A 17,360-nucleotide genomic window follows, 5' to 3' on the forward strand; every position below is an offset into this window, starting at 1 on the left:
GTTAGCGCGATGCTTGGGAAAAGGGGACACGCTTGGCGTTAAAGCTCTTGTCGAAGCCTTGCGACACGTCGATGTGCTTGGTCAACAGGCCTTCTTTTTGATAAGTGTCGGCGGTCGCTTGCAGGCCGCTGATCACCGAGTCGTCGATGGTGACCGGGCTCAGGCGGGTGTCCTTGGCCACTTCCACGTGGACTGCCAGCGGCAGGCCGGTGATCTTGGCCTGGGCGGCTGCGTACTCATTGGGGTGGGTGTTGGCCCACGCATAGGCGCGGTCGAGGCGTGCGACAAAGTCGTCGAGTTGCGGGCGCTTGTCGGCGATGGCCTGGCTGGTGGCGGCGAGGTACAGGTGGTTGCTCAGCAGGTTGCTGCCACTGATCAGCACGCGGGCCTGGCTTTGCGAGGTGACCACGGTGGTGTACGGGTCCCAGGTGGCCCAGGCGTCGGCGGTGCCGTTATCCAGCACCAGGCGTGATTCGCTGGGCAGCAGGAAAATGAACTGCACATCCTTGGTAGTCAGCCCGGCAGTGGCCAGGGCCTTGATCGCCAGGTAATGACCGATTGAGCCGCGCCCGGTGACGATCTTCTTGCCCTTGAGGTCGGCGACAGTCTTGATCGGCGAGTCCTTGGGCACCAGCAGCGCGGTGGTATTGCGCCCTTCGGCGTGGATGATGCTGACCACCTTGAGCGAGGCACCGGCACCCAGTGCGAACACGTAGGGCGCATCACCGAGGGCGCCGATGTCCACGGCGCCGGCATTCAAGGCTTCGCCCAGGGGCGAGGCGGAGGGGAATTCCGACCACTGGATTTCATACGGGACGTTCTTGGTTTCGCCTGAGACTTCCAGGAGAGCCTTGATGGTGGATTTCTGGTTGGCCACCCGCAGTGGCTGCAGGTCGGCGGCGTGGGCGCCGCTGCTCAGACCGAGGGCAAGGGCGGCGCCCAGGAGCAAGCGTTTGAAGGGGGTGGTAAAGACCATGGGATGCAGGCTCCAGGCAGATCAAGAAGGGGTTCGGTTACCTCCGCCTGGAGAAGGGGTCGGTGAGTGGGGTTAACGTTATGCCCATAAAAACTCGCTGTGAAGTTCTTTTTGGTTATATGTTAATTATTAAAATATTTGATTATGTGTTAATTGATTATTCTCTAATTGCATTTGGCGGCGCGCTGCGGGCCAGGGCGAAGATGCCATCCATGCGCCAGTGCTCGTTGCGGTGGGCAGGGTCATCGGTCCATTCGTCCCAGCCCGAGTCGCGGCGGTATTGGCCGAGCAGCCCGGCTTCGCGGACTGCGACGGGATCGGGGTGGCGCAGTTGTTCGCAGTCGGGGTCGACGTACAGCGCATCGCTGCTGCAATACAGCTCGCACATGAAGCAGGTCTGGCAGGCCAGCTGGTCGGCGATCACGGGTTTGCCCAAGGTATCGGCGGCAAGCACGTTGGTGGGGCAGACGGCGACACATTGGCCACAGCCGTTGCACAGGTCGGAGTAGATCAGTTCAATCATTGTGGGTGGCCTTGATGGATGGGGTCGAAACGCGCCTGCACCTGGCCCACTCCAGCCAACCGCAAATGCGCGTCGAACTGCGAATGCTGCCGCGGTGTGTCGCTGCGCTGGTGCATGCCGCGGCTTTCCTTGCGCAACGCGGCGGCGGTGTAGCACCAACGCGCGGTGGCGGCCATGGCCACGGTTTCGCGGGCGCGCAATGGGTTGTCGGCGCAGGGTGGGCCGTCGCTGATCTGGTCCCAGATGTTGTCCAGTTCACGCAGCGAGCGCGCCAGTTGGGCGCCGCTGCGGAACAGGTTCTTGTCCAGCGGATGGACTTCGGCCTGGATGCGCTGGATCAGTTCGGCACTGCCGCCCACCGCGCCGTCAAAGCCACGCAGCGCGCCGAGATACAGCGCTTTTTCGCGGGCCAGCCGCGCAGCGCCGCGACCGGCCCATTGCCCGGTGGAGAGCGCCCAGGCCGAATTCTGCGCGCCGCCGCCGGAGGTGGCGCCGGCAATCGGCTCGCGGCTGGCGGCATCCCCGGCAGCGAAGACGCCGGGCACGGTGGTCTGGCAATCGTCATCGACCAGGCGTAAACCGCCGACGCCGCGAATGGTGCCTTCGGGATGCAGGGTCACGGCGAATCGCTGGCGATAAGGGTCGACCCCGCGCCGGTCGAACGGCAGCATCAGGTTCGGCTGGATACTCGGCAGTTGTGCGCGGATATCCGGCGGCACGCGGTTCAGGCGGCAATACACCGGGCCGTTGAGCAGCGCCCTGGCCAGGTCTTCGGTGAAGCCAGGACCGGTGGCAATCCCCAGCGGCCGATCCGCGGCATCGAAATACTCGCCAAAGCTGTACACCATCGAACGGGTCATGCTGCTGCCTGCGGCGGCGATGCAGTAGTAGTTGGAAAACTCCATGCCCGACAGTTCGGCGCCGGCTTCGGCGGCCATCAGGTAGCCGTCGCCGGTATTGGTGTGGTTGCCCAGCAGGCGCGACAGGAACGCGCAGCCGCCCGTGGCCAGCACCACCGCGCCGGCGCGGATCAGCCAGTCACCGCCGGCCTGGCGGCGCCAGCCGCGTGCGCCGACCACTGCGCCGTGATCGTCACGCAGCAGTTCCAGCGCGGGGTGGTGGTCGAGAATCGTCACGCCACTGTCCAGCACACGCCGCCTGAGGCCGCGCAGGTATTCGGGGCCGCGCAGCCCGCGATACTGGGTCACGCCATGTGCGTCCTGCGGGAAGTCGTAGTAGCCGCTCAGCCCCGGCAGGCTGGTCCAGGTGGTGTCGATGGCGCGGGCCATCCAGCGTGCATCGGCAAGGCCATAGGCGGTGCCCAGGCGTTTGTCGATGGCCGCTTCACGGGCGTCGGGTGGCACCCACCAGTGGCCGGGTCCGGCGGTGGCGGTCACGCCGCTGGTGCCGCAGTAGCCCTTGTCGACGAGGATCACCCTGGCCCCTTCGCGCGCCGCCGCGATGGCGGCCCAGGTGCCCGCCAACCCGCCGCCGATGATCAATACATCGCTATTCAATTCAGTCATCACCCGCGCCTCAGAAGTTGTACGCCAGGCGCGTGTAGTAATACGCGCCGCCAAAGCCGAAGGGCGAGAACTGCCCATACTCGTACCCGCCGGCCCAGTCCTTGATGCCTTTTTTATCCGGGTAGACGTTGAACAGGTTGTTGGCCCCCAGGGCCACGGTGAAATGCTTGGTGATGTCGTAGGCGGCGTCGACATCGCTGATCCATTTGGCGCTGAACTTGCGATCGTTGATCGGGTTGTTGTCACCTTCGATGTAGCTGCCGAAGCGGGTCAGGGCGAGGTTGAGGGTGTAGGCGCTGACCTTCCAATTGGCCGCCAGGATCAACTTGGATTGCGGGGTGGCGACGGTCAGGTCCTTTTGCAGGCGGCGGTCGAAGATCTGGTAGTTGGAGCCCAGGCTGGCCAGCGCGGGTGGGGTGGCCTGGAGTTTTTCGATCTTGGTCTGGTTCCAGTTGTAGGCCAGGCTCCAGCGCACCTGGCCGTACTGGTCGAGCTGCTGGCGGTATTCGTTGATGATGTCGATGCCACGGGTGCGGGTGTCGACGGCGTTGGTGTAGTACTGCGCGTACAGGCCCGGCGACAGGCCGTTGGCGACCAGGATCTGCGACACCGCCGGCCCGCCCAGCAGACTGGTGGAAACGATGCGGTCGCGAATGCCGATCTGGTACAGGTCGGTGGTCAGTCGGTAGTTCGGGGTCGGCTCATAGGTGAAGCCCAGGCTGTAGTTCAGCGACTTCTCGGGCTTGAGTTTTTCCGCGCCCAGGGCCTGGGCCTCGGGGGTGTCCACCGGCAGCACCTTGACCGGTACCGAGACCTGCTGGCCGTTGACTACGCCGCCGGAGGTGAAGGTCGACGAAGCGTAGATCGTCTGTGCCAGCGACGGCGCCCGGAACCCGTTGTTGATCGTGCCGCGCAGGGCAAACTCGGGCGTGAGCTTGAAGCGCGTCGACAGCTTGCCGCTCCACGTGCTGCCGATGTCCTGGGTGTAGCGCTCGTAGCGGGCGGCGGCGCCGATGTACCAGCGGTCCGTCACGTCCAGACCCAGGTCGACATAGCTGGCGACGTTGCTGCGACTGATCTCGCCGGCATCCGCGGTGCTGGTGCCGTTATACGACGCCAGGCCCGGCAACGGTGTTTGGCCGGCGAAGGGACCACTGGGAAGCACGTAGTTGCCGGGCGTATAGGACGCGTAGTCGCCGGCCTCGATCTGGTATTTCTCCCAGCGGTACTCGAAGCCGAATGCGGTTTGCAGCGGGTGGCTCAGGCCGATATCGAAGGTGCGGCTGAGGTCGAGGTTGTTGGTCCACTGGTCGAAGATCTGCGAGGCCAGGTTGAACGAGGTCGGGCTGGTCGGCCCCAGGGATGGGTTGAGGGTGTTGTTGGCGTTGAGGGTCGAATCGTCTTCACCCCAGGTGGAACTGATGTCGTAGTCCCAACCACCGACCAGGCCCTTGAAGCCGCCCGCCACCTGGAAGTCCTTGGTGCGGTTGCGCCGTTGCGCGTGGATGCCATCGGGGTAGGGCGTGTTCGGGTCGCCGGCCAGGGAGGTGATCTCATTGGGGCGGTAGTTGCCGGTGACCTTGGTGGTTTCCATGTAGCTGGCGGTGGAGAACGAGTAGAACTTGAGGTCGTCCTGCAGCGGCAGTTCAAGGTTGTAGCTGGCGTTGGTGACCTTCTCGCGACCCAGGCCGTAGCTGGGGTTCCAGCCGTGGCGGTTGACCGTCTGGTCGCGGCTGTCGGGGGCGGCGGCGGTGCCGTAGAGGCGGCCGGTGGCACTGCCGGTGCGGTTGAAGGGTTCCTGCTCCTTGCTGTCCAGCGCCAGGTTGGCGAAGCCGTCGTTGGGCAGCGCCAGGCCGTAGTTGACGGTCTGGTGCACGGTGTCGCCGTCGCCCGCACCGTAGCGGCCGAAGGAGGTTTCGGCGCTGCCGCCGCTGTCGTTTTCCTTGAGGATGATATTGATCACCCCGGCGATTGCGTCCGAGCCGTACTGCGCGGAAGCGCCGTCGCGGAGCACTTCGATATGGTCGATGGCCGACACCGGGATCAGGTCGAGGTTGACCGGTACCGCCGCCGTGCCGATGCGCGCCAGGTTGTTGATCAGCGCGGTGTTGTGGCGGCGCTTGCCGTTGACCAGGACCAGCACCTGGTCGCCGGACAGCCCGCGCATGGTCACTCCGCGCACCGACCACGAGGTCCCACCACCATTGATCGCCGGCAGGTTGAACGACGGCAGCAGGCGCGCCAGGAGTTCCTTGAGGCCGACCTTGCCACTGGCCTGCAGCTGTTCGGCACTGATCACGTCGATGGGTGAGGGGCTGTCGGCGATGGTCCGCGCCTGATTGCCACGGTTGCCGGTGACCACCACGGTACCGAGGGTTTTGTCCGGGTCTTCGGCTTGGGCCGGGACATTTATGGCGAGCAGGGTCAGCGCGACTGCGCCGTATTGAAAGCGGGATGGAGGCATGGGGGCTGATTCCAGGAGACCAAAGAACACCGCAGATCCCGTGTGGGCGCGGGCTGGCTCGCGAAGGTGGTGTCAGCTACCCATGAGCTGGCTGAACCGCCGCCTTCGCGAGCAAGCCCGCTGCCACAGTGAATCTGTGTGGGACTTTTAAAGGGTGATCAGGCCGCGTCAGCGGCTCTGACCCGATGCGGAATGTCGTCATAGGCAATCAGCACCCGCTCCATGCGACGCGGGTAGTCGCCGTAGTTGTAGACCGGGTAGTGCAGGGTCGAGCGGTTGTCCCAGAACGCCACCGAGCCTGGACGCCACTTGAAGCGCACCTGATGTTCCGGCTTGTTGAATTCCTGCAGCAGGCGGTCGATCAGTTGCTTGCTTTGCTGGGGCGTCCAGCCGATCACCGAAGGGTTCTGCGAGAAGTTGATGAACAGCCCGTCTTCGCCGGTTTCCGGGTGGGTGCGCACCAGCGGGTGGGCGAGGATCGGGTAGTCGTAGCCGACCTTGTCGAGGGCTTTCTTGAAGTCGTGGACCACATGCAGGTTGTCGATTTCAGCGCGCAGGTCATCCGGCAACGCGCGGTACACCGCCCCGGTGTCGGCCCACAGGGTGTCGCCGCCGACTTCCGGCAAGTCCACCGCGCGCAGCACGGCGCCGAGCGTGGGTTGCAGCAACCAGCTGGTGTCGGTGTGCCAACGGCCGCTGGTGCGCGGGCCGTAGAGCTTGCGCTCGTCCTGGGCTTCGATCAGGTGGGCCTGGGGGCGCGACGGGTCGTTTTGCTGGGTGGTGGGGTGCACGTACAGCTCGCCGAATTCCTTGGCGAAGGCGATCTGCTGTTCGGTGTTGATGGCCTGGTCGCGGAAGAACAGCACCTTGTGCGTGAGCAGCAGGTGGCGCAGTTCATCGCGCAGCGCCGAGGTCAGCGGCTGGCGCAGGTCGATACCGCCGATTTCGGCGCCGAGGGTGGGTTCCAGGCGGGTGATATGCAGGGTCATGCGGGTGTCCTCTCGTGTGTGGGTTCAGCCTCCGCCTGGAGAGGGGTCGGATGTGGGGGCCTGCACCCGGGGTGGGTGCAGGCGGGTCAGGTCAATCAGATCACATAGAAACCGTGGGTGCCGTCGCGACCCAGTTGCTCGACCAGGCCGAATTCCCAGTCCAGGTAAGCCTGCATGGCTTCCTTGGGGTTGTCGGTGCCTTCGTATGGACGGCGATAGCGGTCGATGCGCGGGGAGGCCAGGTGGGTCTCGCCTTCCTCCAGCGGCAGTTGCGCGTTGATCCAGCCGGCGGTGCCGTCCTGCAGCAGGAACACCTGCTTGCCGGTGATGGCCTCGACCTCGGCCACCGCCAGGCGCGCCAGTTGGCTGCTGCCGCAGGTGAGTACATAGCGCTGGGCGGCCGGCACCTTGGCCAGGGCTTCGGGCAACTGCGCGCGCAGGGCCCACCAGGCGCCGGGGATATGGCGCTTCACGTAGTTGGCGCTGGCAGTGAAATCCAGCACCACGGTATCGCCGTGGGCCTGCCATTCGGCGAGGGTCTGCGGGCTGATCAATTCGGCCTGGGGCGGCGCGGGCACCGGCGCGACCCAGGCGCCTTTTTCGCTGAAGTGCGCCGGTTGCAAGTCATCCAGCACGTGCACTTCCCAGCCCAGTTGCGCCAGCCAGGAGGCGGACATGTTGGCGCGCACGCCGTCGTCATCCGCCAGCACCAGGCGCGCACCGCGCACACTGGCGACGTGGTCGGTTTCCTGCACCAACTGGCCGCCGGGGGTGGAGCGGGCGCCCGGCAGGTGCCCGGCTTCGAATTCTTCCGGGGTGCGCACATCGAACAGGTAGGTGGTGCGCGCGGTTTGCTGCTGCCAGGCGTGCAGATCGGCGAGGGTGGCCCGGCCAACGCGGGCCTTGTCGGCGACGCGGCGCGCATCGACGGCGGCGACCTGGCGGTGTTCTTCCGAGGTCGGTGCAAAGCGGCGCGATTGGCCGTGGGCGAGCTTCTGCCCGGCCAATGTCCAGCCGATGGTGCCGTTGCGCAGTGCGGAGACGGGGTTGGCCACGCCGGCGTTGATCAGCGACTGCGTGCCGATAATGCTGCGGGTCCGCCCGGCGCAGTTGACGATGATGCGGGTGGCCGGGTCGGGCGCCAGTTCACGGGCGCGCAATACCAGTTCGGCACCGGGCACGCTGATGCCGGTGGGGATACTCATGGTCTGGTATTCGTCGAAGCGGCGGGCGTCGAGCACCACCACATCGGCCTGGTTGTCGAGCAGCGCCTGCACTTCTTCAGCGGCCAGCGAGGGTGTGTGGCGCTCGCTTTCGACCAGCTCGCCGAATGCCTTGCTGGGCACATTGACGTCGATAAACAGCTCGCCACCGGCCTGGCGCCAACCTTCCAGCCCGCCTTCCAACAGGCTCACCTGGGTGTAGCCCAGCGCAACCAGGCGCTCGGCGGCGCGGGCGGCCAGGCCTTCACCGTTGTCGTAGACGGTGACCTGGGTGTCACGGCGCGGGATGCGCGAATACACCTCCAGCTCCAGCTTGGACAGCGGGATGTTCGCGGCGAACAGCGGGTGGGACTCGGCAAACGGCGCTTCTTCGCGCACGTCCACCAGGGCGACTTCTTCACGGTCCAACAGGGCCTGGCGAATCCGGGCGAAGCTACGGGTCGATACGGTACTCATAGGGCAGGGCTCTTTTCTTTGGACAAATCCCAGATATTCGGGAGGAAGGCGTTGGAATAACCGGAGATAAACAGTTTCTCGCTGCCGTCGGGCTGGTACACCGCGCGGCGCACGGCGCCGATATTGGCGCCGTACACATGAATGCTGATGGACACCTGGTCGCTGTGGGCATTGCTGACCTGATGGATATCGCCGACCTTGGGCGACACCGCCTCGACCTGGCCCGGCACCAGCTGGATCGGTTTGCCTTCGGCGACCAGGCGACCGTCAGGCGCGCGCTCGAAGCCTTGGGAAAATTCCGCGCCGCGCAACATGCCGATCAGGCCCCACACTCGGTGGTCATGGATCGGCGTGCTTTGCCCCGGCCCCCAGACAAAGCTGACGATGCTGAAGCGCTGGCGCGAATCGGCATGCAGCAAAAATTGCTGGTAGCGCTCGGGGTCGGGTTGGGCAAATTCATCGGGGAGCCAGTCATCATGGCTGACCAGTTGCGCGAGCAGTTTGCCGCCACGGTGCAACAGGTCGCCTTCGCGTGGATTGCCGTCGATCAATTCCGCCAGGGCGCCTATGAAGGCTCTGAGTCTCTCGGGGTGTCGGGCCTGGGTCATGACAATTCCATCGGTGGGTGTTGATGGGTTTATCTAAGCATAATGTTTATAGTTAATATGCTATTTTTTAATGATTAGCTTATAGCTGCAGGTAATTTAGAACCGGTCTGAATAGCGTTAGACGTTATCGATTGCAGCGCGGGCTATCCAGACAGCGTTCGTGCAACTATGCTTCGCACACATCTTAATGACTGTTCTCTATGTGCGGCCCAAATGAAAATTGACGATATCGATGCCTTTGTCGAAGTGATTCGTTGCCAGTCCATCAGCCATGCCGCCGAGTCGTTGCAACTGACCCAGCCGGCCATTACCCGCCGTGTGCAGAACTTCGAGCAGGCGCTGGGTGTGGAGTTGTTCGACCGCAACACCAAGCCCCTCAAGCCTACGCTGATCGGCACCCGCGTCTATGAACAATGCCGGCTGATCCTGCGCGAGATGGATGCCCTGCGCGAGCTGGTCGCCACCGACGCACCGCCCACCGGCCTGCTGCGCCTGGGCGTGCCGCAGACCATCGGCGACGTGGTGCTGCTCGATGCGCTCAAGCACCTGCGTACCGAATACCCCGATCTGCGCGCCCAGGTCGCCACCGGCTGGGGCAGCCAACTGGTGGGCAAGATCGAGCGCGGTGAGTTGGATGCCGCGGCGGCGCTGTTCCCGGCCGGCAAGATTTTCCCGGACAACGTGGTGGGCGAGTCGATCGGCAAGATGGAATTGGTGGTGGTGTGTGCCAAGGCACAACTGCCGAAGAAACCCTGCAAGCTGGCGGACGTGTACCAGAGCGGCTGGATCCTCAACCCGGACGGTTGCGGCTTCCGCGCGGGGTTGCAGCGCACCTTGTCGGACCAGGGCCTGGCCTTGCGGGTCAACCTGGAAACCTTCGGCACCGAGCTGCAACTGGGCCTGGTGGCGGACGGCCTCGGCCTGGGCCTGGTGCCACGGCCCCTGCTGGAGCGCAGCGCGCACCGCGAGCAACTGGCGGTGATGCCGCTCAAGGACTTCAAGCCGGTGATGGACCTGTGGCTGATCTACCCGCACTTCCTCGGCAACCTGCAGGGGCCGGTGGATGCGTTCGGCAAGCTGGTCGCAAATTCCCTGCACAAGATCCGCAACGCCGCCTGACACCGCCCGGTGCAGGAGCCCGGCTGGCCGGCGATGAGACCCTCGAGACCAGGGCATTGCTCAAGGACGCCATCGCCGGCAAGCCGGGCTTCTGCAGGAGGAGATGGTGTCAGTTGGGTTATAAAAAAATATGATAATTAGCTTAGATTAAAATGTGCTTTTTATTATTTTTTTGCATCCCCTAGGCTTGCCTGGAAGTCCTTAAGGCCATCCAGGAAGTTTTGCCATGAGCAGCGTCACCTCGATCTCCAGCGTTTCCAACAATGTTCGCCAGCGCGTCACTCCGGAAGAATGGGAAGTGCGCGTCAAACTGGCCGCCGCTTATCGCCTGGCGGCCCTGTACAAGTGGACCGACCACATCTACACGCACTTCTCCGCCCGCGTACCGGGCCCGGAGGAGCATTTCCTGATCAACGCCTTCGGCCTGTTGTTCGATGAAATCAGCGCCTCCAACCTGGTCAAGGTCGACCTCGACGGCACCATCGTCGACGACCCTACCGGCCTGGGCATCAACTACGCCGGCTACGTGATCCACAGCGCCATCCACGGCGCACGCCATGACTTGCAAGCAGTGCTGCACACGCATACCCGCGACGGCATCGCAGTGTCGGCGCAGAAAGACGGCCTGCTGCCGATCTCCCAGCATTCCATCGGTTTCTCCGGGCGCGTGGCTTACCACGGGTACGAAGGCGTGGCGCTGGACCTCGACGAGCGCGAGCGCCTGGTCGCCGACCTGGGTGACAAGAGTGTGATGATCCTGCGCAACCACGGCCTGTTGACCGCCGGGATCAGCGTCGAACACGCCTTCCAGCAACTGCAGGGGCTGGAGCGCGCATGCAATATCCAGATCGCGGCGCAGGCGGCGGGCAACGCAGAGTTAATCTTCCCGCCGGCCGAGGTGGTGGCCAAGGTCGAGAAACAGGCTGAGGCGTTCAAGGCGGGGGATGGACCGGGGGTGGCGCGGCATTGGAATGCGCTGATCCGGCAGTTGGAACGCACCGATACCGACTACAAGAACTGATCTGCATATAAGCGCCAGCCCCCCGGCAGGGGCTGGCTTGCCTGCGCCTGCAGGGCGTGTGTTTATGCCACTTGTTGTGCTTGCTCGCGCTCGGCGATCAGCTGGCGGGTGAGCGGGATCAACCGCTTGCCGTAATCGATCGCATCGTTGAGCGGATCGAACCCACGGATCAGGAAGGTGGTGATCCCCAAGTCGTAGTAATCCACCAGCGCCTCGGCGACTTGCTCGGCGGTCCCGACCAGGGAGGTCGAGTTCCCCTGGGCCCCGAGCAAGCCCGCAATCCCGGTCCACAGACGCTTGTCCAGGCGCGAGCCCTGTGCTGCCGCTGCCAGCAAGCGGCGCGAGCCTTCATTCGGCGGTTCGCGGCGTACAAAGCCATTCTTCTCGGCCAGCGCGGTAGCCTGCTGCAGGATGGTCTCGGCACGTGCCCATGCCAGTTCCTCGGTCTCGGCCAGGATCGGCCGCAACGACAGGCTGAAGCGGATGGTGCGCCCGTGCTTGGCCGCCTCGGCGCGCACCTGGGTCACGATTTCGCGCACTTGCTCGTAGGTTTCGCCCCACAGCGCGTACACGTCGGCGTGCTTGCCCGCCACTTCAATCGCGGCCTGGGAGGAACCGCCGAAGTACAGCGGGATATGCGGCTGTTGCGGCGACTTCACCGTGGAATACGCGCCTTCGACCTGGTAGTAGGTGCCCGTGAAGTCGAACGGTTGCTCGCTGGTCCATTCCTGGCGCACCACGCTCAAGTATTCGTCAGTGCGCGCGTAGCGTTCGTCCTTGCCGATATGGCTGCCATCGGCGCGCAGTTCGCGGTCGTCGCCGCCGGTGATGATATGCACGGCGGTGCGCCCGCCGTTGAATACGTCGAGGGTGGTGAACTGGCGTGCGGCCAGGGTCGGCTGGGCAAAGCCTGGGCGATGCGCGATCAGAAATTGCAGCTTCTTGGTCACGCTGGCGGCATGCGAGGCGATCAGCGTGCTGTCCGGGCTGTTGGAATGGAAGGCCACCAGGGCGCGGTCGAAGCCGGCCTCTTCGTGGGCGCGGGCCACGGTTTCCACGTAGTCCGGTTGCAGGGTCGGGCCGCTGCGCGGGTGGATCTCGGAAGCGTGGTGGCCGCCGATGTAGCCGATGAATTCAATGCTCATGGTCTGTCCTTGTCGAGTTCGCGGGTTGCACCTCCGCCGGGCAGGGGGTCGGTTATTCGCGTCCAAAGTAGGGGCAGGGAAGGGGCCTGTAAAATGCCGATTGGTTCTAACCTAATTATTAAAAAACAGAATCATAAATTATTTGATGTATCAGCAATTTGCATGTTGATCGCATTAGGTTATTCCCAGAAAGACTTTCACCAGGGTTTTTTATGCGCTTAGCATGGACCCGCAACGGCGCTCCCGGCCGTGACGTTTTGAACAGGAAGGCCAATGACCGAGACGATTTCCCTCAATAAAGCCGAGGGTCAGCTGAAAGCGACCCGTGGCTGGCGCACGCCCGACGCGGTGCTGCGGCTGGTCAGCCCGATCGTGCTGTTGCTGCTCTGGGAGCTGGCCTCGCAGTTGGGCTGGATCCCCACGCGCGTGATCGCCGCGCCTTCGCAGATCGGCGGCACGCTGTGGGCGATGATCGTCTCCGGCGAACTCGGCAAGCACCTGCTGGTGTCGCTGCAACGCGCGTTGTTCGGCTTGAGTATCGGCGTCAGCATCGGCGTGGTGGCGGCCTTGATCACCGGCTTGTCCAAGCGCGGCGAGGTGATCCTCGATTCGCCCATGCAGATGCTGCGCACCATTCCTTCGCTGGCCCTGGTGCCGCTGTTCATCCTGTGGTTCGGCATTGGCGAGTTCACCAAGATCGCGCTGATCGTCACCGGCACCACGTTCCCGGTGTACCTCAACCTGTTCGCCGGCATCCGCAACATCGACCCCAAATTGATCGAGGCCGCCAACACCCTGGGCCTGAACCGCCGCGAGCTGATCTGGCATGTGATCTTGCCCGGCTCGTTGCCCTCGTTTTTTGTCGGCCTGCGCTATGCCCTGGGCATCTCGTGGTTGGCACTGGTGTTTGTCGAGCAGATCAACACCACCGCCGGCATCGGCTTCCTCGCCAGTGATGCCCGCGATTTCATGCGCACCGATGTGATCGTGATCTGCCTGCTGATCTACAGCGTACTCGGCCTGTTGATCGACGGCCTGATCCGCACCCTCGAACGTTTCGCCCTGGCCTGGCGCCCATCCTTTGTGAGGAACTGATATGTCGACGATTGAAGCTGCGGTGCAGTTGCGCAATGTGGTGCGCCAATTCGGCCAGCAACGGGTCATCGATGGGCTTGACCTGGACATCGCCCCCGGCGAATTCGTCGCCTTGCTCGGCGCCAGCGGCTCGGGCAAGACTACCTTGCTGCGCAGCCTGGCCGGACTCGACAGTATCGACAGCGGCCAATTGCGGGTGCCCAAGGCGCGGGCGGCGGTGTTCCAGGAGCCGCGCCTGATGCCATGGAAGCGCGCCTGGAAAAACGTGATCCTCGGCATGCGCATTCCCGAAGCCAAGGCGCGGGCGGTGCAAGCCTTGACGGAAGTCGGCCTGGCCCATCGCCTTGAGGCCTACCCGGCGACCCTCTCCGGCGGCGAAGCCCAGCGCGTGGCCCTGGCCCGTGGACTGGTGCGCGAACCCAAGCTGTTGCTGCTGGACGAACCCTTCGCCGCCCTCGACGCGCTGACCCGGATCAAGATGCACCGCCTGATCATCGAGCTGTGGCGCAAGCACACACCGGCGGTGCTGCTGGTGACCCACGATGTGGACGAAGCAATCCTGCTGGCCGACCGGGTGATCGTGCTGGCCGACGGCAAGATCGCCGAGCAACTGCGCATCGATCTGCCGCGTTCGCGGGACACCGGCCAGGACGGTTTCCAGGCGATCCGGGCGCGCTTGCTGAACCTGCTCGGCGTGGAAGTCGATGTACCGGCGGCGCGTCCGCCGGCGATCAACCTGCGGCGCGTGGCGCATGGGTAAAGGCTGACCGAGCCTAACGTTGTAATTTCGCCTGGCCTGAGGTCTGATGGGCGCCGAAACGGGCACGTCAACGGTTGGGCAATGATGCGAGCAGAACTAGCGCAGTTTGGCGGGATTACCGTGATGATTCCGGCTGCCCTCATCATTGCTGTGTGGCTGCGGTATTCCAGCCCGTGGGCACTGCGAGGCTGGATCGTGACGGTGGGTGTCACGTATTCGATCGTGGCGTTCAGCAAGTTGCTGTTCAAAGGCTGGGGCTTGTCCTTTCAACACGTGGACATTGCCGTACTCAGTGGCCACGCCATGAACACCTGCCTGATGCTGACCGTGGGCTCAAGCCTGCTGGCGCGTCAGTTCAACGCGGCCCTGCGCTGGCCGGCGGCGCTGGTGGGCCTGCTGCTGGGGCTCTGGTTCAGCGCCTACTGTGTCGCCCCCTTTATCCATCCGCTCAATGAAGCTCTGGCCGGTGCGGTGCTGGGTGGCATTGCGGCGATTGCCTTTCTGTGGCGGATTGAACCCACCGAGGTCAAGGTGTCCCCGGCGTTCATCGGTGCCGGCCTGGCGGTGCTGCTGGTCTGCGCCCTGATGCCCAAATACAACGCCGAACTGTTGCTCAACCGCGTCGCGGTGACGCTGTCAGGGGCCGAGCGTGCTTATCAGGAGCCTGCCTGGCGCCTGGACGCAGCGCCCAGGCAGGCTGAGTAGGCCGCCAGGTCCAGCGCCAGGTTGCTGTCCACCATCAACGCCAGCAATTGCGTCTGTGCCTGAAAGCGTCGTGCATCACGTCGACGGCGCGCGCTCTTCATTTGCCCGAACAACGCCTGGGTGATCTGCTGCGGGGAGCTGCCGTGCAACTGGTCCAGCCAATGCCCGATGGCCTGGGTGTTGCGCTGGTACTGTTCTGGCGAGGCCGGCTCCGCAAACCCTTCGAACATTCCCGTGAGCTTTCGCAGCGCATACCCGCGTTTCACTTCCCCCCACAGGCTCATGGCCGTTCCTCGGTGCCGGAGATATTCGCCAGCAATTCGGCGGTTTTTACCTGCATGAACTGGCTGTCACCGCGACTTTCCACGCACAGGCACACCGACAACGCGTCGCTGACCTGCAATTTGAAGCGCCAGTCGGCGAACACCATCGACAGCCCCGCGCCGGTTTCGTCGGTGTCCAGGGAGTTGCTGGCATAGAGCACCTGCATGCGCGCGACAACGCTGGTCGAATTATTCACATCAATATGGATGTTTCCCGAAGAGGGGAATAAGCCAATACGTTCTACCAATAACTTTGACGTGTTCATGGCCGCTCCTCGCCGTTCTGTTCCGGTGGCACTTTATTATGATGTTGCGAGGAAGTAAGTGAATGTTAGATTTTGTCGGATGATTAATGCTTGTTATTTTTCGTCTGCCTCAAGAGATGGTCGAATAATAAAGCCTGTGTTCATAATTGCCTGGCTGCTGTGTTGAGGTTGTGTTGCTGTTTTATTCAGGGCGCAGGCACTTACCTTTAACTATTCATCTTCTGCGGCGCGTGAGAGGTTGCCTTGTTCAATAGGATTTTGATCGTGTGTGTCGGCAATATCTGTCGCAGTCCCACCGCGGAAAAACTGCTCCGCACGGCGCTGGCGTCTTCCGCTATTGAAGTGAGTTCGGCGGGGTTGGCGGCATTGTCCGATCACCCGCTGGAACCCACGGCTTCACAGGTTTTGCAAGAGCATGGGCATGGCCCGTGCCTGCATAAGGCGCGCCAGCTGACCAGCGATGCGGTGAGTGATGCGGACTTGATCCTGGTCATGGAGCAACGGCATATCGACGGGGTGCTGAGCCTTGCGCCCGAAGCGCGGGGCAAGGTGTTCCTGCTGGGCAAGTGGCAGCAGAACCGTGAGATCAAAGACCCTTATCGCCAGGGTAAACCGGCATTTGTGCATGCCTATGCGTTGATCGAACAAGCCGCCCAGGCTTGGGCGCAGCGGTTAGTCGGCTGAACACGGTCACTGCAATAAAACGCTATTGATCACTGTTAAAAAGAGTAACGCCTAGTTAAATAAGCCTGGGGTGTTTTATCCGGCACTAGTGAGCGTTTGTGTATTGAGTGAAGTCGTTAAACGTGCAGGGAGCCGGGCGTCTTGCACCCTGTGCCATGCTTTGACTATTTGCAGGAAAAAAGAACTGACTTATGCAATCAGCACCCACTGTAACGTCACATAACACTGAAGAAACTGATCTGGATTTTATGATGCTGGTGGGGACACTGCTGGATCATAAATGGCTGATTGGTGTCATCAGTGCCGCCTTCATGGCCCTTGGCGTGGCCTATGCCGTGTTGTCGACACCTGTCTATCAAGCCACGGCACTGGTGCAGGTCGAGCCGAAAAAGGGCGACATGTTGGGGTTTTCGGATGTCGGCAGTCTGTTGGGCAAGGAGTCGCCCACCGTCACCGAAATCGAGCTGATCCGTTCGCGAATCACCATCGGTACCGCCGTCGATAACCTGAACCTGGACCTTGAGGTCAAGCCCCGGCGCTTTCCGTTGGTGGGGGATTTTATCGCCCGGCGTTTCAAACCTGCCGAGCCGCGTGCCGTGGCCAGCCCCTGGTTCGGCCTGGACCGCTTCGGCTGGGGCGGTGAGCTGTTGACGTTTTCGCGGTTGCAGCTGCCCGCTGAACTGCTTGGCCAGGAGCTGACCTTGACGGCCGGCGAGGGCGCGAGTTTTACCCTGACGGACCCGGATGACCAGGTGTTGCTGGCAGGCCAGGTCGGGCGCTTCTATGAGAGCAATGGCATCAGGCTGCAGGTCGATGCGCTTCAGGCCAACCCGGGGACGCAGTTCAGCGTGGTCCGTTCGCCGCGCCTGACCACTATCCTGCGCTATCAGAAACTGCTGGATGTGGCGGAGCGGGGCAAGGAGTCAGGCATCATCGGCCTGGCGCTGGAAAGCACGCGCCCGGCGGCCGCGATCCAGGTGCTCAATGAAGTGGCGCGGATCTACGTGCGACAGAACATTGATCGCACTTCGGCCGAAGCGGCCCAGAGCCTGGCGTTCCTCAAGGATCAGTTGCCGCAGGTGCGCAAGGACGTCGAGCAGGCGGAAACCGCGCTGAACCAGTTTCAGATCCGCAATAAAACCATCGACATCAGCCTGGAAGCCAAGGCGATTCTCGACCAGATCGTCGCGCTGGATGCGAGCATCTCCGAACTCAAGATGCAGCAGGCGGAAATAGAACGAAAGTTCACCCCCCAGCACCCGGTGTATCGAGCGTTGCTGACCCAATTGGCCGAGCTGACCGCACGTCAGGATGAGTTGGCCAAGAAGGTCGAGAGCCTGCCCACCACGCAGCAGGAGCTGCTGAGCCTGACCCGCGACCTGAAGGTCAGCACCGAGATCTACACCCAACTGCTGAACAAGTATCAGGAGCTGGATGTGATGCGCGCCGGCACCGTGGGCAATGTGCGCCTGATCGA

At 63.1% G+C, this 17,360-nt stretch carries 17 protein-coding genes; 7 read left to right on the top strand and 10 right to left on the bottom strand.

Features of this window, described 5'->3' with window-relative positions; all coding sequences use genetic code 11:
- Position 1: 1 nt before the first annotated feature.
- The 7 genes from QMX97_RS23815 to QMX97_RS23845 all read right to left on the bottom strand — a co-directional run bounded on the left by QMX97_RS23815 (position 2) and on the right by QMX97_RS23845 (position 8,765).
- The gene (locus QMX97_RS23815) at positions 2-976 is read right to left on the bottom strand and encodes an ABC transporter substrate-binding protein (protein ID WP_282397724.1); all 975 of its coding nucleotides are present in this window, start codon (positions 974-976) and stop codon (positions 2-4) included.
- Positions 977-1,133: 157 nt separating this feature from the next.
- Complete coding sequence (locus QMX97_RS23820) at positions 1,134-1,499, bottom strand: ferredoxin family protein (protein WP_282397725.1); 366 nt, start codon at positions 1,497-1,499, stop codon at positions 1,134-1,136.
- Positions 1,496-3,025 (bottom strand): FAD-binding protein, encoded by a 1,530-nt coding sequence (locus QMX97_RS23825; protein WP_282397726.1) that lies wholly within the window; start codon positions 3,023-3,025, stop codon positions 1,496-1,498. Before QMX97_RS23825 ends, QMX97_RS23820 begins: the two co-directional genes overlap by 4 nt.
- A 10-nt stretch (positions 3,026-3,035) precedes the next feature.
- Positions 3,036-5,489: a TonB-dependent receptor gene (locus QMX97_RS23830; RefSeq protein WP_282397727.1), complete on the bottom strand. Its 2,454-nt coding sequence runs from the start codon at positions 5,487-5,489 to the stop codon at positions 3,036-3,038.
- Positions 5,490-5,647: 158 nt separating this feature from the next.
- Positions 5,648-6,478, bottom strand: a complete 831-nt coding sequence (locus QMX97_RS23835) for a TauD/TfdA family dioxygenase (protein ID WP_065906160.1) — start codon at positions 6,476-6,478, stop codon at positions 5,648-5,650.
- A 95-nt stretch (positions 6,479-6,573) separates the two neighbouring features.
- Positions 6,574-8,157, bottom strand: coding sequence for a rhodanese-related sulfurtransferase (locus QMX97_RS23840; RefSeq protein ID WP_282397728.1), 1,584 nt, complete (start codon positions 8,155-8,157; stop codon positions 6,574-6,576).
- Positions 8,154-8,765 (bottom strand): cysteine dioxygenase, encoded by a 612-nt coding sequence (locus tag QMX97_RS23845; RefSeq protein ID WP_065906162.1) that lies wholly within the window; start codon positions 8,763-8,765, stop codon positions 8,154-8,156. The genes QMX97_RS23840 and QMX97_RS23845 overlap by 4 nt, the downstream gene beginning before the upstream one ends.
- A 213-nt stretch (positions 8,766-8,978) precedes the next feature.
- Here QMX97_RS23845 and QMX97_RS23850 point away from each other — a divergent pair, with 213 nt between their 5' ends.
- Positions 8,979-9,884 (top strand): LysR family transcriptional regulator, encoded by a 906-nt coding sequence (locus tag QMX97_RS23850; RefSeq protein ID WP_065906163.1) that lies wholly within the window; start codon positions 8,979-8,981, stop codon positions 9,882-9,884.
- Between the two features lie 226 nt (positions 9,885-10,110).
- Entirely contained in the window at positions 10,111-10,905 is a 795-nt protein-coding gene (locus QMX97_RS23855) for a class II aldolase/adducin family protein (RefSeq protein ID WP_065906167.1), read from the top strand.
- A gap of 62 nt (positions 10,906-10,967) precedes the next feature.
- On the opposite strand, the gene QMX97_RS23860 is transcribed toward QMX97_RS23855, so the two are convergent.
- Positions 10,968-12,050: an LLM class flavin-dependent oxidoreductase gene (locus tag QMX97_RS23860; protein WP_065906169.1), complete on the bottom strand. Its 1,083-nt coding sequence runs from the start codon at positions 12,048-12,050 to the stop codon at positions 10,968-10,970.
- Between the two features lie 273 nt (positions 12,051-12,323).
- Here QMX97_RS23860 and QMX97_RS23865 point away from each other — a divergent pair, with 273 nt between their 5' ends.
- The 3 genes from QMX97_RS23865 (at position 12,324) to QMX97_RS23875 (ending at position 14,610) form a co-directional block, all read left to right on the top strand.
- Positions 12,324-13,145: an ABC transporter permease gene (locus tag QMX97_RS23865; RefSeq protein ID WP_065906171.1), complete on the top strand. Its 822-nt coding sequence runs from the start codon at positions 12,324-12,326 to the stop codon at positions 13,143-13,145.
- A 1-nt stretch (position 13,146) separates the two neighbouring features.
- Positions 13,147-13,905, top strand: a complete 759-nt coding sequence (locus QMX97_RS23870; RefSeq protein ID WP_282397729.1) for an ABC transporter ATP-binding protein — start codon at positions 13,147-13,149, stop codon at positions 13,903-13,905.
- An 81-nt stretch (positions 13,906-13,986) separates the two neighbouring features.
- Positions 13,987-14,610, top strand: coding sequence for a hypothetical protein (locus QMX97_RS23875; RefSeq protein WP_282397730.1), 624 nt, complete (start codon positions 13,987-13,989; stop codon positions 14,608-14,610).
- Here QMX97_RS23875 and QMX97_RS23880 read toward each other — a convergent pair.
- Together QMX97_RS23880 and QMX97_RS23885 are read right to left on the bottom strand one after the other, a co-directional pair.
- Positions 14,562-14,894, bottom strand: coding sequence for a hypothetical protein (locus QMX97_RS23880; RefSeq protein WP_282397731.1), 333 nt, complete (start codon positions 14,892-14,894; stop codon positions 14,562-14,564). The two genes, QMX97_RS23875 and QMX97_RS23880, sit on opposite strands and share 49 nt — an antisense overlap.
- Positions 14,891-15,199 (bottom strand): phosphomannomutase, encoded by a 309-nt coding sequence (locus QMX97_RS23885; RefSeq protein WP_226939989.1) that lies wholly within the window; start codon positions 15,197-15,199, stop codon positions 14,891-14,893. The genes QMX97_RS23880 and QMX97_RS23885 overlap by 4 nt, the downstream gene beginning before the upstream one ends.
- Before the next feature lie 243 nt (positions 15,200-15,442).
- Here QMX97_RS23885 and QMX97_RS23890 point away from each other — a divergent pair, with 243 nt between their 5' ends.
- Both QMX97_RS23890 and QMX97_RS23895 read left to right on the top strand, forming a co-directional pair.
- Complete coding sequence (locus QMX97_RS23890; RefSeq protein ID WP_065906177.1) at positions 15,443-15,883, top strand: low molecular weight protein-tyrosine-phosphatase; 441 nt, start codon at positions 15,443-15,445, stop codon at positions 15,881-15,883.
- Positions 15,884-16,074: 191 nt separating this feature from the next.
- A partial coding sequence (locus QMX97_RS23895) for a Wzz/FepE/Etk N-terminal domain-containing protein (protein ID WP_282397732.1) occupies positions 16,075-17,360 on the top strand: 1,286 nt, incomplete at its 3' end.

The sequence above is a fragment of the Pseudomonas sp. PS01298 genome (assembly GCF_029959745.1).
Classification (GTDB): Bacteria; Pseudomonadota; Gammaproteobacteria; order Pseudomonadales; family Pseudomonadaceae; genus Aquipseudomonas; species Aquipseudomonas aylmerensis.